Origin of the sequence: Prauserella muralis, assembly GCF_003202285.1 — a bacterium.
GTDB classification, from domain to species: Bacteria; Actinomycetota; Actinomycetes; order Mycobacteriales; family Pseudonocardiaceae; genus Prauserella_B; species Prauserella_B muralis.
In genome coordinates this window covers 880,608-896,901 of the sequence record NZ_MASW01000007.1, presented here as the reverse complement: position 1 = coordinate 896,901, position 16,294 = coordinate 880,608, and the positions used below count along the sequence as shown (strand labels likewise).

The following is a 16,294-nucleotide window of genomic DNA, read 5'->3' as shown; positions in this document are numbered from 1 at the left end:
TGCCGGCACGCACCGAGACGGTTCCGACACTCCCGGTGGGAGGGTCGGGGCCGTTTCCCCGCGACTCCGTGCTGTAATTCACCGTGCTCTACATCGTCCTCATCCTGGTGCTGGCCGCCCTCGGGCTGGTGGTCACGGCACTGATCACGGCGGACTCCCTGTGGGCCTGGATCTCCATCGGGCTGTCGGTGCTCGCCGGGCTCCTGCTTCTGGCCGACTGGCTGCGCAGGCGGTCGGCGGGTGCGGCGAACGCGGAGGACACCGCGCGGGCCGAGGATGCGGCGTCCGACGACGAGGACGCCGAGTCGTCGGCCTCCACCTCCGGGGAGCAGGACGGCGGTTCCGTCGGCGAGGCCGCGTCCTCGCCGAAGGAGCCCCCGACGGCGATGCTGCCCGCCTCCGGCGAGCTCAAGGCCCCGTCGGGCGACCCGGCGGAGGAGGAGACCGACGCGGCGGACCTGCTGATCGTGTCCGAGCTGGAGGCCGAGGTGCTCGTCGTGGACGAGTACCCGCGTTACCACCTCGCCGAGTGCAGCTGGCTCAAGGACAAGGACACCATCCCGTTGCCGGTCAGGGAGGCCCGTGAGCTGGGCTTCACCCCGTGCGCCGTGTGCGGCCCGGACGCCTCGCTCGCCGCCGCCCACCGGAACAACGACAAACGCAAGTCGAAGAAGTAACCCACCGCACCCAGCCCAAAGCTCCCCAATGCGGCATTGGTGGCGCTGAACGCTACAAATGTGGCATTGGGGAGCTCGCCGGCACTGGAGCAACCCGGGCGGTAAAGCGGTTGGCGGTACCGGCTAATCTGGTAGCCACAGGGCGTCGATCCGGCCATCACCGGGGAGCCTCCGGAAGAACGGGCCCCGCGGGGCCTCAGTAGAACCGGACGGGAGCGGCCCGTCACAGCCGCCGAACGAGAGGCTCGCGCGATCGTGCGCGGGCAAGCGGGGTGGTACCGCGGAACGTGCGCCGCGACGGCGCCGTGTCGTCCCCGCGTGGGCTCGGCCGAGCCCAGGCGAGAGAGACGAACCGCGAGGAGCACACCGGATGTACCCCAAGGCTTCCTTCGGGGATCAGGCCCAGAGCCAGGTTCCCTCCCAGCCGTCGTTCCCCGCGCTGGAGAAGGACGTGCTCGCCTACTGGGAGAGCGACCGCACGTTCATGGCGACCGTCGAGGCTCGCGAGCCCGGCACGAACGGCGACAACGAGTACGTCTTCTACGACGGCCCGCCCTTCGCCAACGGCCTGCCGCACTACGGTCACCTGCTCACCGGGTACGTCAAGGACATCGTGCCGCGCTACCAGACCATGCGCGGCAGGCGCGTCGAGCGCCGCTTCGGCTGGGACACCCACGGCCTGCCCGCCGAGCTGGAGGCCGAACGCCAGCTCGGCATCACCGACAAGTCCCAGATCGACGAGATGGGCATCGCCGAGTTCAACCGCGCCTGCCGCGAGTCGGTGCTGCGCTACACCAGGGAGTGGCAGGAGTACGTCACCCGCCAGGCCCGCTGGGTGGACTTCGACCACGACTACAAGACGCTCGACGTCACCTACATGGAGTCGGTGATCTGGGCGTTCAAGCAGCTCTGGGACAAGGGCCTCGTGTACGAGGGCTACCGGGTGCTGCCGTACTGCTGGCGCGACGAGACACCGCTGTCCAACCACGAGTTGCGGATGGACGACGACGTCTACCAGAGCAGGCAGGACCCGGCCGTCACGATCGGCTTCCGCATCGAGGGCAACGACAGCGAACTCGACGGCGCGCACCTGCTCATCTGGACCACCACCCCGTGGACGGTGCCGTCCAACCTCGCCACCGCCGTGCATCCCGACGTCGGCTACGTCCTGGTCGCCGACGGCGACGGCAGGCGGTTCGTGCTGGCCGAGGCCCGCCTCGCCGCCTACGCCAGGGAGCTCGGCGAGGAGCCCGAGGTGTTGGCCCGCTACCGGGGCGCCGACCTGCTCGGCACCCGCTACGCGCCGCCGTTTCCGTACTTCGCCGGCCACGAGAACGCCCACCGCGTGCTCGCCGCCGACTACGTCACCACCGACGACGGCACCGGCATCGTCCACATCGCCCCCGCCTACGGCGAGGAGGACAAGGTCGTCACCGATGCCGCGGGCATCACGCCGGTGACGCCGGTGGACTCCAAGGGCCGCTTCGACGCGCAGGTGCCCGACTACGAGGGCCAGAACGTCTTCGAGGCCAACGCCGGCATCATCCGCGACCTGAAGAACGGCACCGGCTCGGCGGGCGAGCAGGGTGCGATCCTGCTGCGGCACGAGACCTACGAGCACTCCTACCCGCACTGCTGGCGCTGCCGCAACCCGCTGATCTACCGCGCCGTGTCGTCGTGGTTCGTGGCGGTCACGGAGTTCAAGGACCGCATGGTCGAGCTGAACCAGCAGATCACGTGGTACCCGGAGCACGTCAAGGACGGCCAGTTCGGCAAGTGGCTGGAGAACGCCCGCGACTGGTCGATCTCCCGCAACCGCTACTGGGGCACGCCGATCCCGGTGTGGACCTCCGACGACCCGAACTACCCGCGCACCGACGTGTACGGCTCGCTGGACGAGCTGGAGCGGGACTTCGGCGTGCGCCCGGCCGACCTGCACCGGCCGTTCATCGACGAGCTGACCCGGCCCAACCCGGACGACCCCACCGGCAGGTCGACGATGCGGCGCGTGCCGGACGTGCTCGACGTGTGGTTCGACTCCGGGTCGATGCCCTATGCCCAGGTGCACTACCCGTTCTCCAACGCCGACTGGTTCGAGCACCACTACCCCGGCGACTTCATCGTCGAGTACATCGGGCAGACCCGCGGCTGGTTCTACACCCTGCACGTGCTCGCCACGGCCCTGTTCGACCGGCCCGCGTTCCGCACCTGCGTCTCGCACGGCATCGTGCTGGGCTCCGACGGGCAGAAGATGTCGAAGTCGCTGCGCAACTACCCGGACGTCACCGAGGTGTTCAACCGGGACGGCTCCGACGCGATGCGCTGGTACCTCATGGCCAGCCCGATCCTGCGTGGCGGCAACCTCATCGTCACCGACAAGGGCATCCGCGACGCGGTCCGCCAGGCCGTGCTGCCGCTGTGGAACTCGTACTACTTCCTGGCGCTGTACGCCGGAGCCGAAGGCGTCGAGGGCCGCGTGCGCACCGACTCGCGGCACGTGCTCGACCGCTACATCCTCGCCAAGACCCACGAGCTGGTCACCGACGTCGGTGCCGCGCTGGACGACTGCGACATCGCGGGCGCGTGCGCGACGGTCCGGGAGTTCCTCGAGGTGCTCACCAACTGGTACGTGCGGCGCTCCCGGGACCGGTTCTGGGCGGGCGAGCAGGACGCCATCGACACGCTGCACACGGTGCTGGAGGCCACGTGCCGCGCCGCGGCGCCCCTGCTGCCGCTCACCACGGAGGCGGTCTGGCGAGGGCTCACCGGCGGCCGCTCGGTCCACCTCACCGACTGGCCCCTGGTGGACGAGCTGCCCGCCGACGCGGCGCTGGTGACCGCGATGGACCGGGTGCGTCAGGTGTGCTCGTCGGCGTTGTCGCTGCGCAAGGCCAACAAGCTGCGCGTGCGGCTGCCGCTGGCACGGCTGCTGGTGGCCGCCGAGGATGCCGAGGTGCTGCGGCCGTTCACCGACATCGTCCGCGACGAGGTGAACGTCAAGTCGGTGGAGCTGACCACCGACGTCGCTGCACACGGCGGCTTCGAGGTGGTCGTCAACGCCCGCGTGGCGGGGCCACGGCTCGGCAAGGACGTGCAGCAGGTCATCAAGGCCGTCAAGGCAGGAGAGTGGAGCACGTCGCCCGAGGGCGCCGTCGTGGCGGCGGGAATCGAGCTGCACGAGGGCGAGTACGAGCGGCGGCTCGTCGCCACCGACAGCGGCGTGGCCGCCGAGCTGCCCGGCGGATCGGGACTCGTGCTGCTCGACACCGACGTCACGCCCGAACTGGCCCGCGAGGGCGTGGCCAGGGACCTCGTGCGGGTGGTCCAGCAGGCCCGCCGCGACGCCGACCTCGACGTGGCCGACCGGATCGCGCTGACCGTCGACGCGCCCGCCGACGTCGCCGAGGCCGCCCGCGAGCACGAGCGGTTCCTGGCCTCGGAGACGCTGGCCACCGCCGTGTCGTACGGGCCGGTGGCCGACGGCTTCGCGGGAACGGTCGGCGACGGCGAGAAGGTCACCGTGGCCGTCGTCCGGCAGTGACGCCTGGAGCCGGGCGGGCCGCAGATGAAGAAGTTCTCATCTGCGGCTCATCCGGCTCCCGGCCCGGGCAGGGCAGGCTGGTCGCATGAGCCGCACTCCGCGCATCCTGGCGCTGGTCGCCGTGCTCGCCCTGCCGGTCGCGGCGATCGTGGCGAGCCTGTTGCTGGCCGACCCGAGCCCGCCGAGCCAGCCCGCGGTGGTGCGCATCGGCGAGTCCTCGGCGGTGTCGTCGCCGCCGTCTTCCACCCAGGCTCCCCCGTCCGCGGCCCCGATGCCCGCACCCGAGACGCGACCCTCGCAGCTGCCGCCACCGCCCCCGGTGGCCGACGATGACGACGACCCGGGCGACGACCGAGGCGACGACCGCGACGATGACGGCTGAGCAGCCCGCGGGCAGGGGAACCCGCGTGCCCGCGAGGGTGCGCATCATGGGCTGGCTCGTGCTCGTCATGACCGGCGGGCTCGCCACGGTGGTGCTGCTCGTGGCGACGTTCGAGTACCGCGCCATCGAGCGGCGCGTCAACAGCGGGCTGGAGCAGGACGCGGGGGAGTTCCGCCGCTTCGCGGGATTCGGCGCGGGGCCTGCCGCGGCCCTGTTCGACCAGCACCTGCGCAGCCAGTACCCGGACCGGGCCGAGGTGATGCTGGGCATCACACCGGAGGGCCCCGGATACCGTTCCCTGCGCCAGGGCGACCAGGCGCTCGCGCACGTGCCGCTTGGCGACGCGCTGCTGCGCGCCATCGTCACCAGCCCCGCCACCACGGGCACCGTGGACACCGAGGGCGGCGAGCTGCGCTGGCTGCGAGTGGACGTGCTGCCGGAGACCGGAGGCACGCAGCCGTCGGGCTGGTTCGTCAGCGGCTACTTCCTCGACGAGGTGCGTGCCGACGCGGCCGCCACCGTGCGCACGCTGGTGGTGATCAGCGCCATCGCGCTCGTGCTGGCGGCCGGCGTGTCGTGGCTGGTGGCCGGGCAGATCCTCGCGCCGGTCAACACCGTGCGCCGCACGGCCGCACGCCTCACCGAGCACGACCTCACCCATCGCATCCCCGTGCACGGCCGCGACGACATCGCCGCGCTGGCCCGGCAGTTCAACGCGATGCTCGACCGGCTGGAGAGTGCCTTCGCCACGCGCAGGCAGTTCCTCGACGACGCCGGGCACGAGCTGCGCACGCCGATCACGATCATCCGCGGGCACCTCGAGGTGATGGGCGACGATCCGGCCGAGCGGGCGGAGGTGGTGCGGCTGTGCACCGACGAGCTCGACCGGATGGCCCGCATCGTCGACGACCTGCTGCTGCTGGCCAAGGCCGAGCAGCCGGACTTCCTGCGTCCGGAGTGGACGTCCGTGCCGGAGCTGACGAGCGACATCGACGCGAAGGTGCGCGCCCTCGCACCTCGCGAGTGGTTGCTGGAGCTGGTGGGTGAGGGTGAGGCGTGGCTCGACGGGCAGCGGGTGACGCAGGCGATGGTGCAGCTGGCGCAGAACGCCGTACAGCACACCGCCGAGGGCGCCCCGATCCGCATTGGCTCGGTGTTCTCCGACGGCACGGTGTCGTTCTGGGTGACCGACAGCGGCCCCGGTGTGTCCACTGAGGACATTGAACGGATCTTCGGCCGGTTCGTGCGGGGCGAGGCAGGCGCCAGGGATGGTGCCGGGGCGGGGCTCGGCCTCGCCATCGTCAAGGCCATCGCCGAGGCGCACCACGGGACGGTGCGGGTGCTGTCCGAACCCGGGCAGGGCGCGACGTTCGGCCTCGAACTACCGGCACGGGGGTGGTAGACGGTGAGCCGGATCCTGATCGCCGAGGACGAGCAGCGCATCGCCTCCTTCGTGGAGAAGGGGCTGCGCGCCAACGGCTTCGCCACCACGGTCGTCGCCGACGGTGACGCCGCGCTGGCCCACGCCGTGGCCGGGGAGTTCGATCTCGTCGTGCTCGATCTCGGGCTGCCGCGGCGGGACGGCTTCGCCGTGCTGCGCGCGATGCGGCAGGCGCGTGTCACGACGCCCGTGATCATCCTCACGGCGCGGGACTCGGTGCACGACACCGTCGCCGGGCTCGAAGGCGGCGCCGACGACTACATGACCAAGCCGTTCCGGTTCGAGGAGCTGCTGGCCAGGGTCCGCCTGCGGCTGCGGCCCGCCGACAGGGCGCCCGAGGTGACCGTGTTGCGCCACGGCGCGCTGTCGCTGGACCTGCGCACGCGGCGGGCCGAGACGCCTGCGGGGATGGTGGACCTGACCGCCCGCGAGTTCGCGCTCCTGGAGCTGTTCCTGCGGCATGCCGGCCAGGTGCTGTCCCGGGAGCAGATCCTGTCCCACGTGTGGGGCTACGACTTCGATCCCGGCTCCAACGTGGTGGACGTCTACGTGCGCACCCTGCGCCGTAAGATCGGCCAGGACGCCATCCTGACCGTGCGCGGCATGGGCTATCGCCTGGGCTGACCGCGCGAGTCCTGCACTCAGGCCCGCGAGTCCTGCACTCAGGCCCGCGAGTCCTGCACCCAGGCCCGCGAGTCCTGCACTCAGGCCCGCGAGTACTGCCTTCCCGCCAGGTGCCGCGCGGTGGGAACGCAGAACTCGCGGGCACGAACGCAGAACTCGCGGGCACGAACGCAGGACTCGCGGGCCGGCAGCGGCGGCCCGCCGCGCCCAGGACGTCTATTGTGGAGGACGACAAGGCGCGGGCGAACACGAGAGGTGAGATGGACAACCTTCCGGTCATCCTCGGATCGGGGGCCATCGTCCTGCTCGCGTCCGTGCTCGCGGTGCGGGTGTCCACCAGGCTCGGCCTGCCCTCGCTGCTGCTCTATCTCGCCATCGGCGTGCTCATCGGCGAGGCCGGGCTCGGCATCGAGTTCGACAACCCCGCGCTGACCCAGAGTCTGGGACTGGCCGCGCTGGTGATGATTCTCACCGAGGGCGGGCTGACGACACGCTGGTCAGCGGTGAGACCGGCACTGGGCCCGGGGATCGCACTGTCCACTGTGGCTGTCGGGGTGACGGTGGCGGTCACCGGCTCCGCACTGCACTGGCTGGTCGGCCTCGAGTGGCGCACGGCACTGCTGTGGGGCGCGGTGCTCGCCTCCACCGACGCCGCGGCCGTGTTCTCGGTGCTGCGCTCGGCGGGCATCGGCAAGCGCCTGTCCGGCATCCTCGAGCTCGAGTCCGGCCTCAACGACGCACCCACCTACATCGCGGTGGTGCTGCTGGCCACCGGCACGGCCGTCGACTGGAGCCTGCCGCTGCAGGTCGTCTACCAGCTCGGCGCGGGCGCCGCCATCGGCATCGCGCTGGGCTGGCTCGGCGCCCACGCCCTGCGCCGGGCCGCGCTGCCCGCCACCGGCCTCTACCCGCTGGCGACCGTGGCCGTCTGCGTCACGGCGTACTCCGCCGCCCAGCTCGCGCTCGCGTCCGGCCTGCTCGCCACCTACGTCGCCGGGGTGGTGCTCGGCAACTCCCGGCTGCCGCACCGGTCGGACACGCTGTCGTTCGCCGAGGGGCTCGGCTGGGTCGCGCAGATCGGCCTGTTCGTGCTGCTGGGGCTGTTCGCCTCGCCGGAGCGGCTGCTGCACAGCATCGTGCCGGGCCTCGTCGCCGGGGCGATCGTGCTGCTCATCGCCAGGCCGGTCTCGGTGCTGATCTCCGCGGCGCCGTTCCGCGTGCCGTGGCGGGAACAGGTGTTCCTGTCGTGGGCCGGCCTGAGAGGTGCGGTGCCGATCGTGCTGGCCACCATCCCGCTCGCCGAAGGGGTCGACGGCGCCCAGCGGCTCGTGGACGCCGTGTTCGTGCTCGTCATCGTGTTCACCCTGCTCCAGGGGGCGCTGCTCGGCCCGCTGGCCAGGCTGCTCGGGCTGACGCGTGACGCCGAGCCGGAGGAGATCGGGGTCGACGCCGCGCCGCTCGACGAGCTGGGTGCGGTGCTGCTGCAGATCCGCATCCAGCCCGGGTCCCGGCTGCACGGCGTCTACCTCGCCGAGCTGCGGCTGCCCCAAGGGGCGGGCGTGAGCCTGGTGGTGCGGCAGGGCAGGGGCTTCACCCCGCAGGACACCACCCGGTTGCAGGAGCGCGACCAGCTGCTGGTGGTCGCCACCCAGGCGACGCGCGTGGCGGCCGAGCGCAGGCTGCGCGCGGTGGACCGGGCCGGTCCGCTCGCGAAGTGGAAAGGCGAGCTGGGAGACTGACCGCCATGCGCGCAGACCGGCATGACTTCTGGTTTCCGCTGGCGCTACTGGGGTTTCTGCTGCTGGGAGTCGCCGCGACGCGGCCCGTGGCCGACTTCGGCTGGTTCGCCTACTCCAGCCCGTCCGGGGCGCCGTACGCGTTCATGGAACGACGCGACTGGCTCGCGCTCGACGGCATCGAGCCGGACGGGTTCCACATCACCGAGCCCGCTGGCGCCGGCTGGTACGGCCTCGGCGCCGTGCTGGGCCTGTTCGTGGTGACCGTCGCGTGGTATGCGGCCAGGGCGCGCAGGCTGGGCGGCCCGGTGCCCGCAGCGCGGCTGGCGACGGTGACGCTGGCCGGGGGCGCTGAACTCGCGCTCGGCTACCTGGTGCTCGAGGAGCTGCGCGGGCCGCTGGACGACGAGTTCGCCGCGGCGCTGGCCCTGCCGTTGCTGCTGCTCGCCGCGCTGCTGGGCGTGCTCGCCTACGCCGCGCGGGGACTGTGGCGCCGGATCGCCGCTCTGGCTGGTGTGCTGGTGCTGGGGGTGGCCGCCTGCGCGGTGCTGCTGCCGTCGGGCCACGACGCGACCGTGGTGCTGCTGGTGGCCGCCGGGCTCGGCGTGCTCGCCTGGCTGCACCGCAGTCCCCTGCTCGGCGGGGTGACGGCGTTGTTCCTGCTGACGAGCGGCGGTGACGGCGGCGCTGACGCGGCCCGCTGGGTCGTTCCGGCCGCCGTGGTGCTGGCCGGGGCGATCGCCGCGCTGGTGCTGCGTGCTCGCGCCCGGAACCCGCAGTGGACAATGGAACGGTGAGCACCGAGCAGGGCCCCGACTCCACCGCGGGCGAGAAGACCGAGCCGCAGGCGCCGCGGCCCAAGCGGCGGATCGGCCTGGTCGCTCTCGTCGCCGCGCTCGCCTACGCCGTGGACCTGGTGACGAAGATCATCGTGACCGCCACGCTGGAGGGCGAGGAGCCCGTCCGCATCCTCGGCGGACTCGTGTACCTGCAGCTGCTGCGCAACCCCAACGCCGCCTACGGGCTCGACATCGGCGGCACCTGGCTGCTCGCCGTCATCGCGATCATCGTCGTCGGCGTGATCATCTGGTTCGCGAGCAGGCTGCGCTCGGTCGGCTGGGCGATCGGCCTCGGGCTCGTGCTCGCCGGGGCGCTGGGCAACCTGACCGACCGGATCTTCCGCGCGCCCGGGGTGCTGCACGGCCACGTCGTCGACTTCATCTCCGTGCTGGAGCCGAACGGCGAGTTCTTCCCCGTGTTCAACGCCGCCGACTCGGCCATCACGGTCGGCGCGGCGCTCATCGTGCTGCTGTCGCTGCTCGGGCGCGACTACGACGGCACGGTCGTCGCCCGCAAGACGAAGAAGCGGTCCTCCGGCGATGGCGATGATGGCGAGGACGGCGACGGGCACGACGCGAGCGGGCAGGAGCGGGACCGGTGAGCGTGCGGATGCTGCCGGTGCCCGACGGCCTCGACGGCATGCGCGTCGACGCGGGCCTGGCGAAGCTGCTGGGGCTGTCCCGCACGGTGGTGGCCGAACTGGCCGCGACGGGCGGCGTGCTCATCGACGGCAGGCCCGCGGGCAAGTCCGACCGCCTCGCGGCGGGCGGCCTGCTGGAGGTGACGCTGCCGGAGCCGGACGCCCCGGTGGAGGTGGTCGCCGAACCCGTCGAGGGCATGCGCGTGCTGTACGACGACGACGACATCGTGGTGGTCGACAAGCCGGTGGGCGTGGCGGTGCACCCGAGCCCCGGCTGGGCGGGCCCGACCGTCGTCGGCGGACTCGCGGCCGCGGGCCTGCGCATCTCGACGTCGGGCGCCGCCGAGCGGCAGGGCGTCGTGCACCGGCTGGACGCGGGCACCACGGGTGTCATGGTGGTCGCCAAGAGCGAGCACGCCTACACCGTGCTCAAACGCGCGTTCAAGGAACGCACCGTCGACAAGGGTTACCACGCGCTCGTGCAGGGCCATCCCGACCCCACGCGCGGCACGATCGACGCGCCGATCGACCGGCACCCCCGGCACGACTACAAGTTCGCCGTCGTCGCGGGCGGCCGTCCCTCGATCACCCACTACGAGGTGATCGAGGCGTTCCGGGCGGCGTCGCTGGTGGACATCAAGCTGGAGACCGGCCGCACCCACCAGATCCGCGTGCACTTCGCGGCGTTGCGGCATCCGTGTGTCGGCGACCTGACCTACGGCGCGGACCCGGTGCTGGCGCGCAAGCTGAGCCTCACCCGGCAGTGGCTGCACGCGCGCACGCTGGGCTTCGCGCATCCCGCCGACGGCCGCTGGGTGGAGTTCACCAGCGAGTACCCCGCCGACCTGGCCGCCGCGCTCGAGGTCCTGCGCGCCGAGTCCTGACGCCCTCGCCCGGCGCGACGACGTGGGCGGCCAACACACCGGGTCGGTCAGTCGTCGATCGACCAGACGAGGCTACGCTCGTCCGGCTCGGGACGAGGACTCCAGCGCACCGAGGCGATGCGGGTGCCCTCCGGCAGCACGTACACGGTGTGCCCGCCCGTGGTCTCGCCCGGCTGTACGCCGATCTTGTGCGGCGGCCGGGACGTCAGCGACACCGGCGCCTTGCCGATGACGCCGCCGTCGGCGGTGAGCAGCTCCAGGTAGTTGTCCGGCAGCGACGCGAACGGCGTGTTGCCCCGGTTGGTCACCTCCGTGTGCACGACGATGGCCCGCTCACCGTCGTCGAGGCGGTAGCCCGCGGCGGCGAACAGGTAGTCGGCGGGGTCCTGCACCTCCAGTAGCTGGACGGCGAGGCGCTCGCCCTCGAGCCCCTCGGTTTCCAGCACGTCACCCGGCCGCCCGGTGCGGACCGGCGCGGGTGCCGCAGGTGGCGGTGGGGGCGGGCCGACGGTCGGCGGCTGGTCGCCGCGCGCCCACAGCGCGCTCTGCGGTGGTCCCCACGTGCTCATCACCGGGTCCGGAGGCGGCTGTGTCGGCTGTGGCGGCTGTGGCGGGGGCGCCGTCTGGGCAGGCCACTGCTGCTGCGGGGGAGGTGGGTAGGGGCCCGAGGCAACGCCGTGCACCGGATGCGGACCGCTCGGCGTTCCCTGTACCGGGTGGGCGCCGCTCGGCGCGCCCTGAGGACCTGCCGGATGCGGAGGCGGACCCGGATGGTGCGGCTGCGGCGGCTGCCCCGGGGCGGGGCCGTGCTGCGGCTGCGGCCTGCCCTGCTGCCACGCGCCGGCCAGGGCCGCGCGCAGCCCGTTCGGGTCGCTCTCCACGCCGACCAGCAGGGGCAGCCCGTTCGCCGACAGGTTCACCAGCCGGTAGGCGGCTTCCCTCGGGTCGAGGCCGACCTTCGCCGCGATCTCGTGCACCGCCGCCTTGCCCACGTCCGCGAGCGCGGCGAGCAGGCGAGCGTCGACGGGATCGGTGACGGCCACGAGCACGAGCCTAGGACACCGGGCGGGCGCGGCCACCGGTGCCGCTGCATGCAGCCGCGAACGGGCCGTGCCGTTCACTATGCTCGCGCCATGACCGATGTCACGGCGCTCGCCGACGAGTACGTTCAGCTGTTGTTCGAGGCGGAGCCGCTGTGGCCTGCCGTGCTGGGCATCGACCCGCTGCGCACGGGACTCGGCAGCCTCGACGCGGAGCACGAGCAGGCTCACCGGCGTCAGCTGGAGGCCATCGCCGAGAAGGCCGCCGCCGTGGACCCGGGAACCCTGGCCTCCCAGGACCGGGTGACCCGCGACGTGTTGCTGGCCTCCGCGCGGGCTCGCAGGGAGCAGATCGACACACGGGCCGTCGAGTTCACGGTCAGCGACTTCTTCGTGGCGCCTGCCTCCAGCCTGCTCACGATCCTGCCGATGCTGTCGGTGGCCGACGCCGCGCAGGGCGAGGCACACCTCGAGCGGCTGGCCGCCGTGCCCGCGTACCTGCGCGAGGCCGCCGAGCGGCACCGGGCCGGTGTCGCGGCGGGCAGGGTGCCGGTGGCGCGGCTGGTGCGCAGCGCCATCGCGCACCTCGATCGCTATCTCGGTGACCCCGGCAACGACCCACTGCTGCGCCAGCCCGCCCCCACCGACGAGTTCGCGCGCCGCCGCGACACGCTGCTCGCCGACGTGGTGCGCCCGGCATTCGCCGCCTACCGCGACTCCCTCGGGGCCGACATCCTCGCGCACGCCCGGCCCGACGAGCGGCCCGGCGTGTGCCACCTGCCCGGCGGCGACGACATCTACGCCGCGCTGGCCCGCGTGCACACGACCACCGACCGCGACCCGGAGGACCTGCACACCACCGGGCTCGAGCTGATCGAACGGCTGGCCGAGGAGTACGCCGAGATCGGCGAGCGCGTGTTCGGCACCGGCGACCTGCAGGACATCTTCAGCCGGCTGCGGACCGACCCGGCGCTGCGCTGGAAGGACGCCGACGAGCTGCTGGAGACGGCCCGCGCGGCGATCACCAGGGCCGAGCAGGCGGCTCCCCGGTGGTTCGGCACGATCCCGCCGCACCCGTGGGTGGTGGAGCCGGTGCCCGCGGCGGAGGCGCCGGGCGCCGCGGCCGCCTACTACCTGCTGCCCGCCGCCGACGGCTCCCGCCCCGGCACGTACTTCGCCAACACCCACCAGGTGACCGAGCGGTTCCGGCAGACCGCCGAGGTCACGGCCTTCCACGAGGCGATTCCCGGGCACCACTTCCAGCTCAGCACCGCGCTCGGGCTCACCGACCTGCCGCTGCTGCGCAGGCTCGGCGAGTTCAACGCCTACACGGAGGGCTGGGGCCTGTACTCGGAGCGGCTCGCGCAGGAGATGGGCCTGTACTCCGACGACGTGTCGTTGCTGGGCATGCTCAGCATGGACTCGATGCGCGCGGGCAGGCTGGTGGTGGACACCGGGCTGCACGCCAAGGGCTGGACCCGGCAGCAGGCGGTGGAGTTCCTGGAGCGCAACACGCCGATGCCGTCGGTGGAGATCACCTCGGAGGTCGACCGCTACATCGGCTATCCGGGCCAGGCGCTGTCGTACATGGTCGGCAGGCTGGAGATCCAGCGGCTGCGTGCCGAGGCGGAGCGCCGCAGGGGGGAGCGGTTCGACGTCCGCGGCTTCCACGACGTGGTCCTCGGCGGGGGTGCGCTGCCGCTGTCGGTGCTGGCCGACGTCGTGCTGGAGTGGGCCTCGGCCTGACCGGCCTGGGCGCGCGGGCCGCGGCGGTTCAGGCGGCGCGGCCCGCGTCCACCCCGGTGAGCCGGGCGTAGACGAGCACGGCGTCGTCGTGCTCGCTGTAGGCGTTGTCGTAGTCACCGGAGGCGGTCAGCAGCCGCAGGTCGGGCTGGTCGGTGGGCACGGTGGCGCGGGCGGTGGCCAGTTCCGGGGGCAGGATCTCCACCCGGTAGACGGTGAACACCGCCTCGGTGCCGTCCTGCCTTCCGACGGTCACGAGGTCGCCGGGCCGCACGTCACGCAGGCGGAAGAACGAGCCGCGTTCGTAGGCGAAGTCGGCATGGCCGGTGAGCACGGCGGGGCCGCGTTCACCCGGGCTGCCGTGCTCGGTGAGCCAGCCGACGGCCTTGGCGTAGCCGGGCACCTCGGTGACCCCGGCCGGGGTCCGGCCGAGCTCGATGAGGGAGCCGGTGCCGACCTCGGCGGCCGGGACGGCCAGCGAGCGGGGCGGCGACGCGGGCAGCGGGGCGTGCGCGGGCGGCACCGGGCCGCTGTACACCTCGATCTCGGCGTCCGGGACGGCGGTGTTCGCGCCGGGGGAGGGGGTCGAACCGTCGGCGGCCGGCCCCGAACGGACCAGCGCGACCCCGGTGAGCACGGCGGCCAGCGTGACGACGACGGCAGCCGCCGCGGCGCCCAGCCGCCCGGCGTCGTCGCGTCGCGTGCTCGTGGCCGGCGTCGTCACGTGGCCCTGCCCTCGACGCGCACAGCCGGAATCCACCCCATGGGCTCGTCCTCCACCCGCGCGGAACCTCTCCCACCAGCGCTTTCGGGCTCCCCCTCACAGCGCCCTGATGCCTACCTGATCGCTGCCAACACGATGTGTCGTTACGCCACGGGCTGTCACACGGTTAAATGTCACTCATTTGGGTTATACGGTTGTTATTCGCCACGTGCCGTGGGAATCCCACGGGCAGTGACCTTCGGAGGTGCAGGTGAGGACAGCCGCGACGGTAGGAGTGCTCGACGTCGGGTGCTTCAGCGCCCGCCTGCTCGCCGCCGAGCGCGGCGGGTCGCTGGTCGACCCGCTGTTCAGCCACAAGGTGCGGCTGCGGCTCGACCGGGAGCTGGACCCTTCCGGCAGGCTCGGCAGGGACGGCGTCGACGCGATCTGCGCGGCCGTCGCCGAGATCGACGCACAGGCCCGCGCCCACGGGGTCGCCGAGGTGTTTCCGCTGGCCACATCCTCGATCCGGGACGCCCGCAACGCCGCTGAGGTGGTCCAGCAGGTCCGCAGGACCACCGGGGTCGAGCTCCGGTTCTTGTCCGGCAAGCGGGAGGCCGAGCTGTCGTACCTGGCGGCGCGCCGCTGGTTCGGCGCGTCGGCGGGGCCGCTGGCCGTGCTCGACATCGGCGGCGGCACCGTCGAGCTGGCCGCGGGGCGCGGCGAGCGGGCCTCGTTCGCGCGGTCGCTGCGGCTGGGCGCCCGCGAGATGACCCGGCTGTGGCTCGACACCGACGTGCCGTCGGAGCAGCGGGTCTCCGCGCTGCGCGAGCACGCTCTCGACCGGGTGCGGCGGGCGCTGGCCGAGACCGAGCCCCAGCTGCGCGGCTTCCGCACGGTCGGCTGTTCCAAGGTGCTGCGGCAGCTGGCGAGGCTCGCCGGTTCACGCCCGCACCGCGACGGCGCGGCCAGGGACCTCTACGTGGAGGACCTGCGCGAGTGGATTCCCCGGCTGGCGACGCTGCCCGCCTCGCGCAGGGCCGACCTGCCCGGCATTTCCCGGCCGCGGGCTCGCCAGGCGCTCGCGGGCGCGGTGGTGGCCGAGGCGCTGCTGACCGTTTTCGGCGGCTCGGCCGTGATCTGCCCGTGGTCGACCACCCAGGGGCTGCTGCTCAGCCTGCTCGACGCACCCGAGCCGAGCGCGGCCGCCAGGTCGGTGGCGTGAGGAGCCCGGCATGCCCGAGCTGCCCGACGTCGAGGGCTTCCGGCGCGTGTTCGCCGAGCACGCGGCGGGTGCCCGGGTACGCGACGTCGACGTCCTCGACGCCCAGGTGCTGCGCGGCGTCGCTCCCGCACGGCTGCGGAGTGTGGTGCGCGGGCGCCGGTTCGGCGAACCCGCCCGGCACGGCAAGTGGCTGATCGCGCCGGTCGCCGGTGACGGCGAGGCGCTGCTGCTGCACTTCGGCATGACCGGCTCGCTGGTCTGGGACGGCGAGGACCGGCCCCGGCACCGGCACGATCGGGTGGTGTTCACCTTCGCCGAGGGCGAGCTGCGCTACCGCGACATGCGCAAGCTCACCGGCCTGCGCCTGGCCAGGGACGAGACCGAAAGCCGCGCCGCGCTCGGTGACCTGGGTCCGGACGCGCTGAGCGTCTCGCGCGACGAGCTGGGCAGGCTGCTGGGCGGGTTGCGGCGCAGGACCAAGTCGGCGCTGACGGATCAGAGCGTGCTCGCGGGGCTCGGCAACCTGCTCGCCGACGAGATCCTGTGGCGGGCCAAGCTCTCTCCGCACCGGGCGGCGGCCGGGCTGAGCAGGGGCGATCTCGGCAGGCTGCACGCGAGGATGGGCACGGTGCTGCGGCAGTCGGTCGAGGCCGGGCGGGTGCCGCCGAGGCCGTCGTGGCTCACCGGGCGGCGTGACGAGCCGTCCGCGTCCTGCCCGCGCTGCGGCACCACCCTGTGCCGGGGGCGGGTGGACGGCAGGTCCACCGTCTGGTGCCCGCGGTGCCAGCCGACATGACAAGCCCGCGCGGGAAGGGTAC

The 16,294-nt window shown here is 72.9% G+C and carries 14 protein-coding genes; 12 read left to right on the top strand and 2 right to left on the bottom strand.

The window, feature by feature from the left end:
* The first annotated feature begins 83 nt into the window (after window positions 1-83).
* The 9 genes from BAY60_RS33910 to BAY60_RS33870 all read left to right on the top strand — a co-directional run bounded on the left by BAY60_RS33910 (window position 84) and on the right by BAY60_RS33870 (window position 10,765).
* Window positions 84-677 (top strand): hypothetical protein, encoded by a 594-nt coding sequence (locus BAY60_RS33910; protein ID WP_112285437.1) that lies wholly within the window; start codon window positions 84-86, stop codon window positions 675-677.
* 370 nt (window positions 678-1,047) lie between these two features.
* Window positions 1,048-4,218, top strand: coding sequence for an isoleucine--tRNA ligase (gene ileS, locus BAY60_RS33905; RefSeq protein WP_112285436.1), 3,171 nt, complete (start codon window positions 1,048-1,050; stop codon window positions 4,216-4,218).
* Window positions 4,219-4,303: 85 nt separating this feature from the next.
* Entirely contained in the window at window positions 4,304-4,600 is a 297-nt protein-coding gene (locus BAY60_RS33900) for a hypothetical protein (protein ID WP_112285435.1), read from the top strand.
* Window positions 4,548-6,002 carry a sensor histidine kinase gene (locus BAY60_RS33895; protein ID WP_245992927.1) on the top strand — a complete coding sequence of 485 codons (1,455 nt, stop codon included), beginning with the start codon at window positions 4,548-4,550 and terminating at the stop codon, window positions 6,000-6,002. Before BAY60_RS33900 ends, BAY60_RS33895 begins: the two co-directional genes overlap by 53 nt.
* Before the next feature lie 3 nt (window positions 6,003-6,005).
* Window positions 6,006-6,665: a response regulator transcription factor gene (locus tag BAY60_RS33890; protein ID WP_112285434.1), complete on the top strand. Its 660-nt coding sequence runs from the start codon at window positions 6,006-6,008 to the stop codon at window positions 6,663-6,665.
* A gap of 260 nt (window positions 6,666-6,925) precedes the next feature.
* On the top strand, window positions 6,926-8,404 hold the full coding sequence (locus BAY60_RS33885) for a potassium/proton antiporter (protein ID WP_112285651.1): 1,479 nt from the start codon (window positions 6,926-6,928) through the stop codon (window positions 8,402-8,404).
* Between the two features lie 5 nt (window positions 8,405-8,409).
* Window positions 8,410-9,198: a hypothetical protein gene (locus BAY60_RS33880; protein ID WP_112285433.1), complete on the top strand. Its 789-nt coding sequence runs from the start codon at window positions 8,410-8,412 to the stop codon at window positions 9,196-9,198.
* Window positions 9,195-9,842, top strand: a complete 648-nt coding sequence (gene lspA, locus BAY60_RS33875; RefSeq protein WP_112285432.1) for a signal peptidase II — start codon at window positions 9,195-9,197, stop codon at window positions 9,840-9,842. The genes BAY60_RS33880 and lspA overlap by 4 nt, the downstream gene beginning before the upstream one ends.
* Window positions 9,839-10,765, top strand: coding sequence for an RluA family pseudouridine synthase (locus BAY60_RS33870; protein WP_112285431.1), 927 nt, complete (start codon window positions 9,839-9,841; stop codon window positions 10,763-10,765). Before lspA ends, BAY60_RS33870 begins: the two co-directional genes overlap by 4 nt.
* A 47-nt stretch (window positions 10,766-10,812) precedes the next feature.
* Here the strand turns inward: BAY60_RS33870 and BAY60_RS33865 are convergent, their stop codons facing one another.
* Window positions 10,813-11,808, bottom strand: coding sequence for an AsnC family protein (locus tag BAY60_RS33865; protein WP_112285650.1), 996 nt, complete (start codon window positions 11,806-11,808; stop codon window positions 10,813-10,815).
* A gap of 90 nt (window positions 11,809-11,898) precedes the next feature.
* On the opposite strand from BAY60_RS33865, the gene BAY60_RS33860 reads away from it, so the two are divergent.
* On the top strand, window positions 11,899-13,551 hold the full coding sequence (locus tag BAY60_RS33860) for a DUF885 domain-containing protein (protein WP_112285430.1): 1,653 nt from the start codon (window positions 11,899-11,901) through the stop codon (window positions 13,549-13,551).
* Window positions 13,552-13,579: 28 nt separating this feature from the next.
* Here the strand turns inward: BAY60_RS33860 and BAY60_RS33855 are convergent, their stop codons facing one another.
* The gene (locus BAY60_RS33855) at window positions 13,580-14,272 is read right to left on the bottom strand and encodes a sortase domain-containing protein (RefSeq protein WP_112285429.1); all 693 of its coding nucleotides are present in this window, start codon (window positions 14,270-14,272) and stop codon (window positions 13,580-13,582) included.
* A 250-nt stretch (window positions 14,273-14,522) separates the two neighbouring features.
* On the opposite strand from BAY60_RS33855, the gene BAY60_RS33850 reads away from it, so the two are divergent.
* A complete protein-coding gene (locus BAY60_RS33850; protein ID WP_112285649.1) occupies window positions 14,523-15,476 on the top strand; it encodes a Ppx/GppA phosphatase family protein in 954 nt (317 codons plus the stop codon).
* Window positions 15,477-15,486: 10 nt separating this feature from the next.
* Window positions 15,487-16,272 (top strand): Fpg/Nei family DNA glycosylase, encoded by a 786-nt coding sequence (locus tag BAY60_RS33845; RefSeq protein WP_112285428.1) that lies wholly within the window; start codon window positions 15,487-15,489, stop codon window positions 16,270-16,272.
* Window positions 16,273-16,294 lie beyond the last annotated feature (22 nt).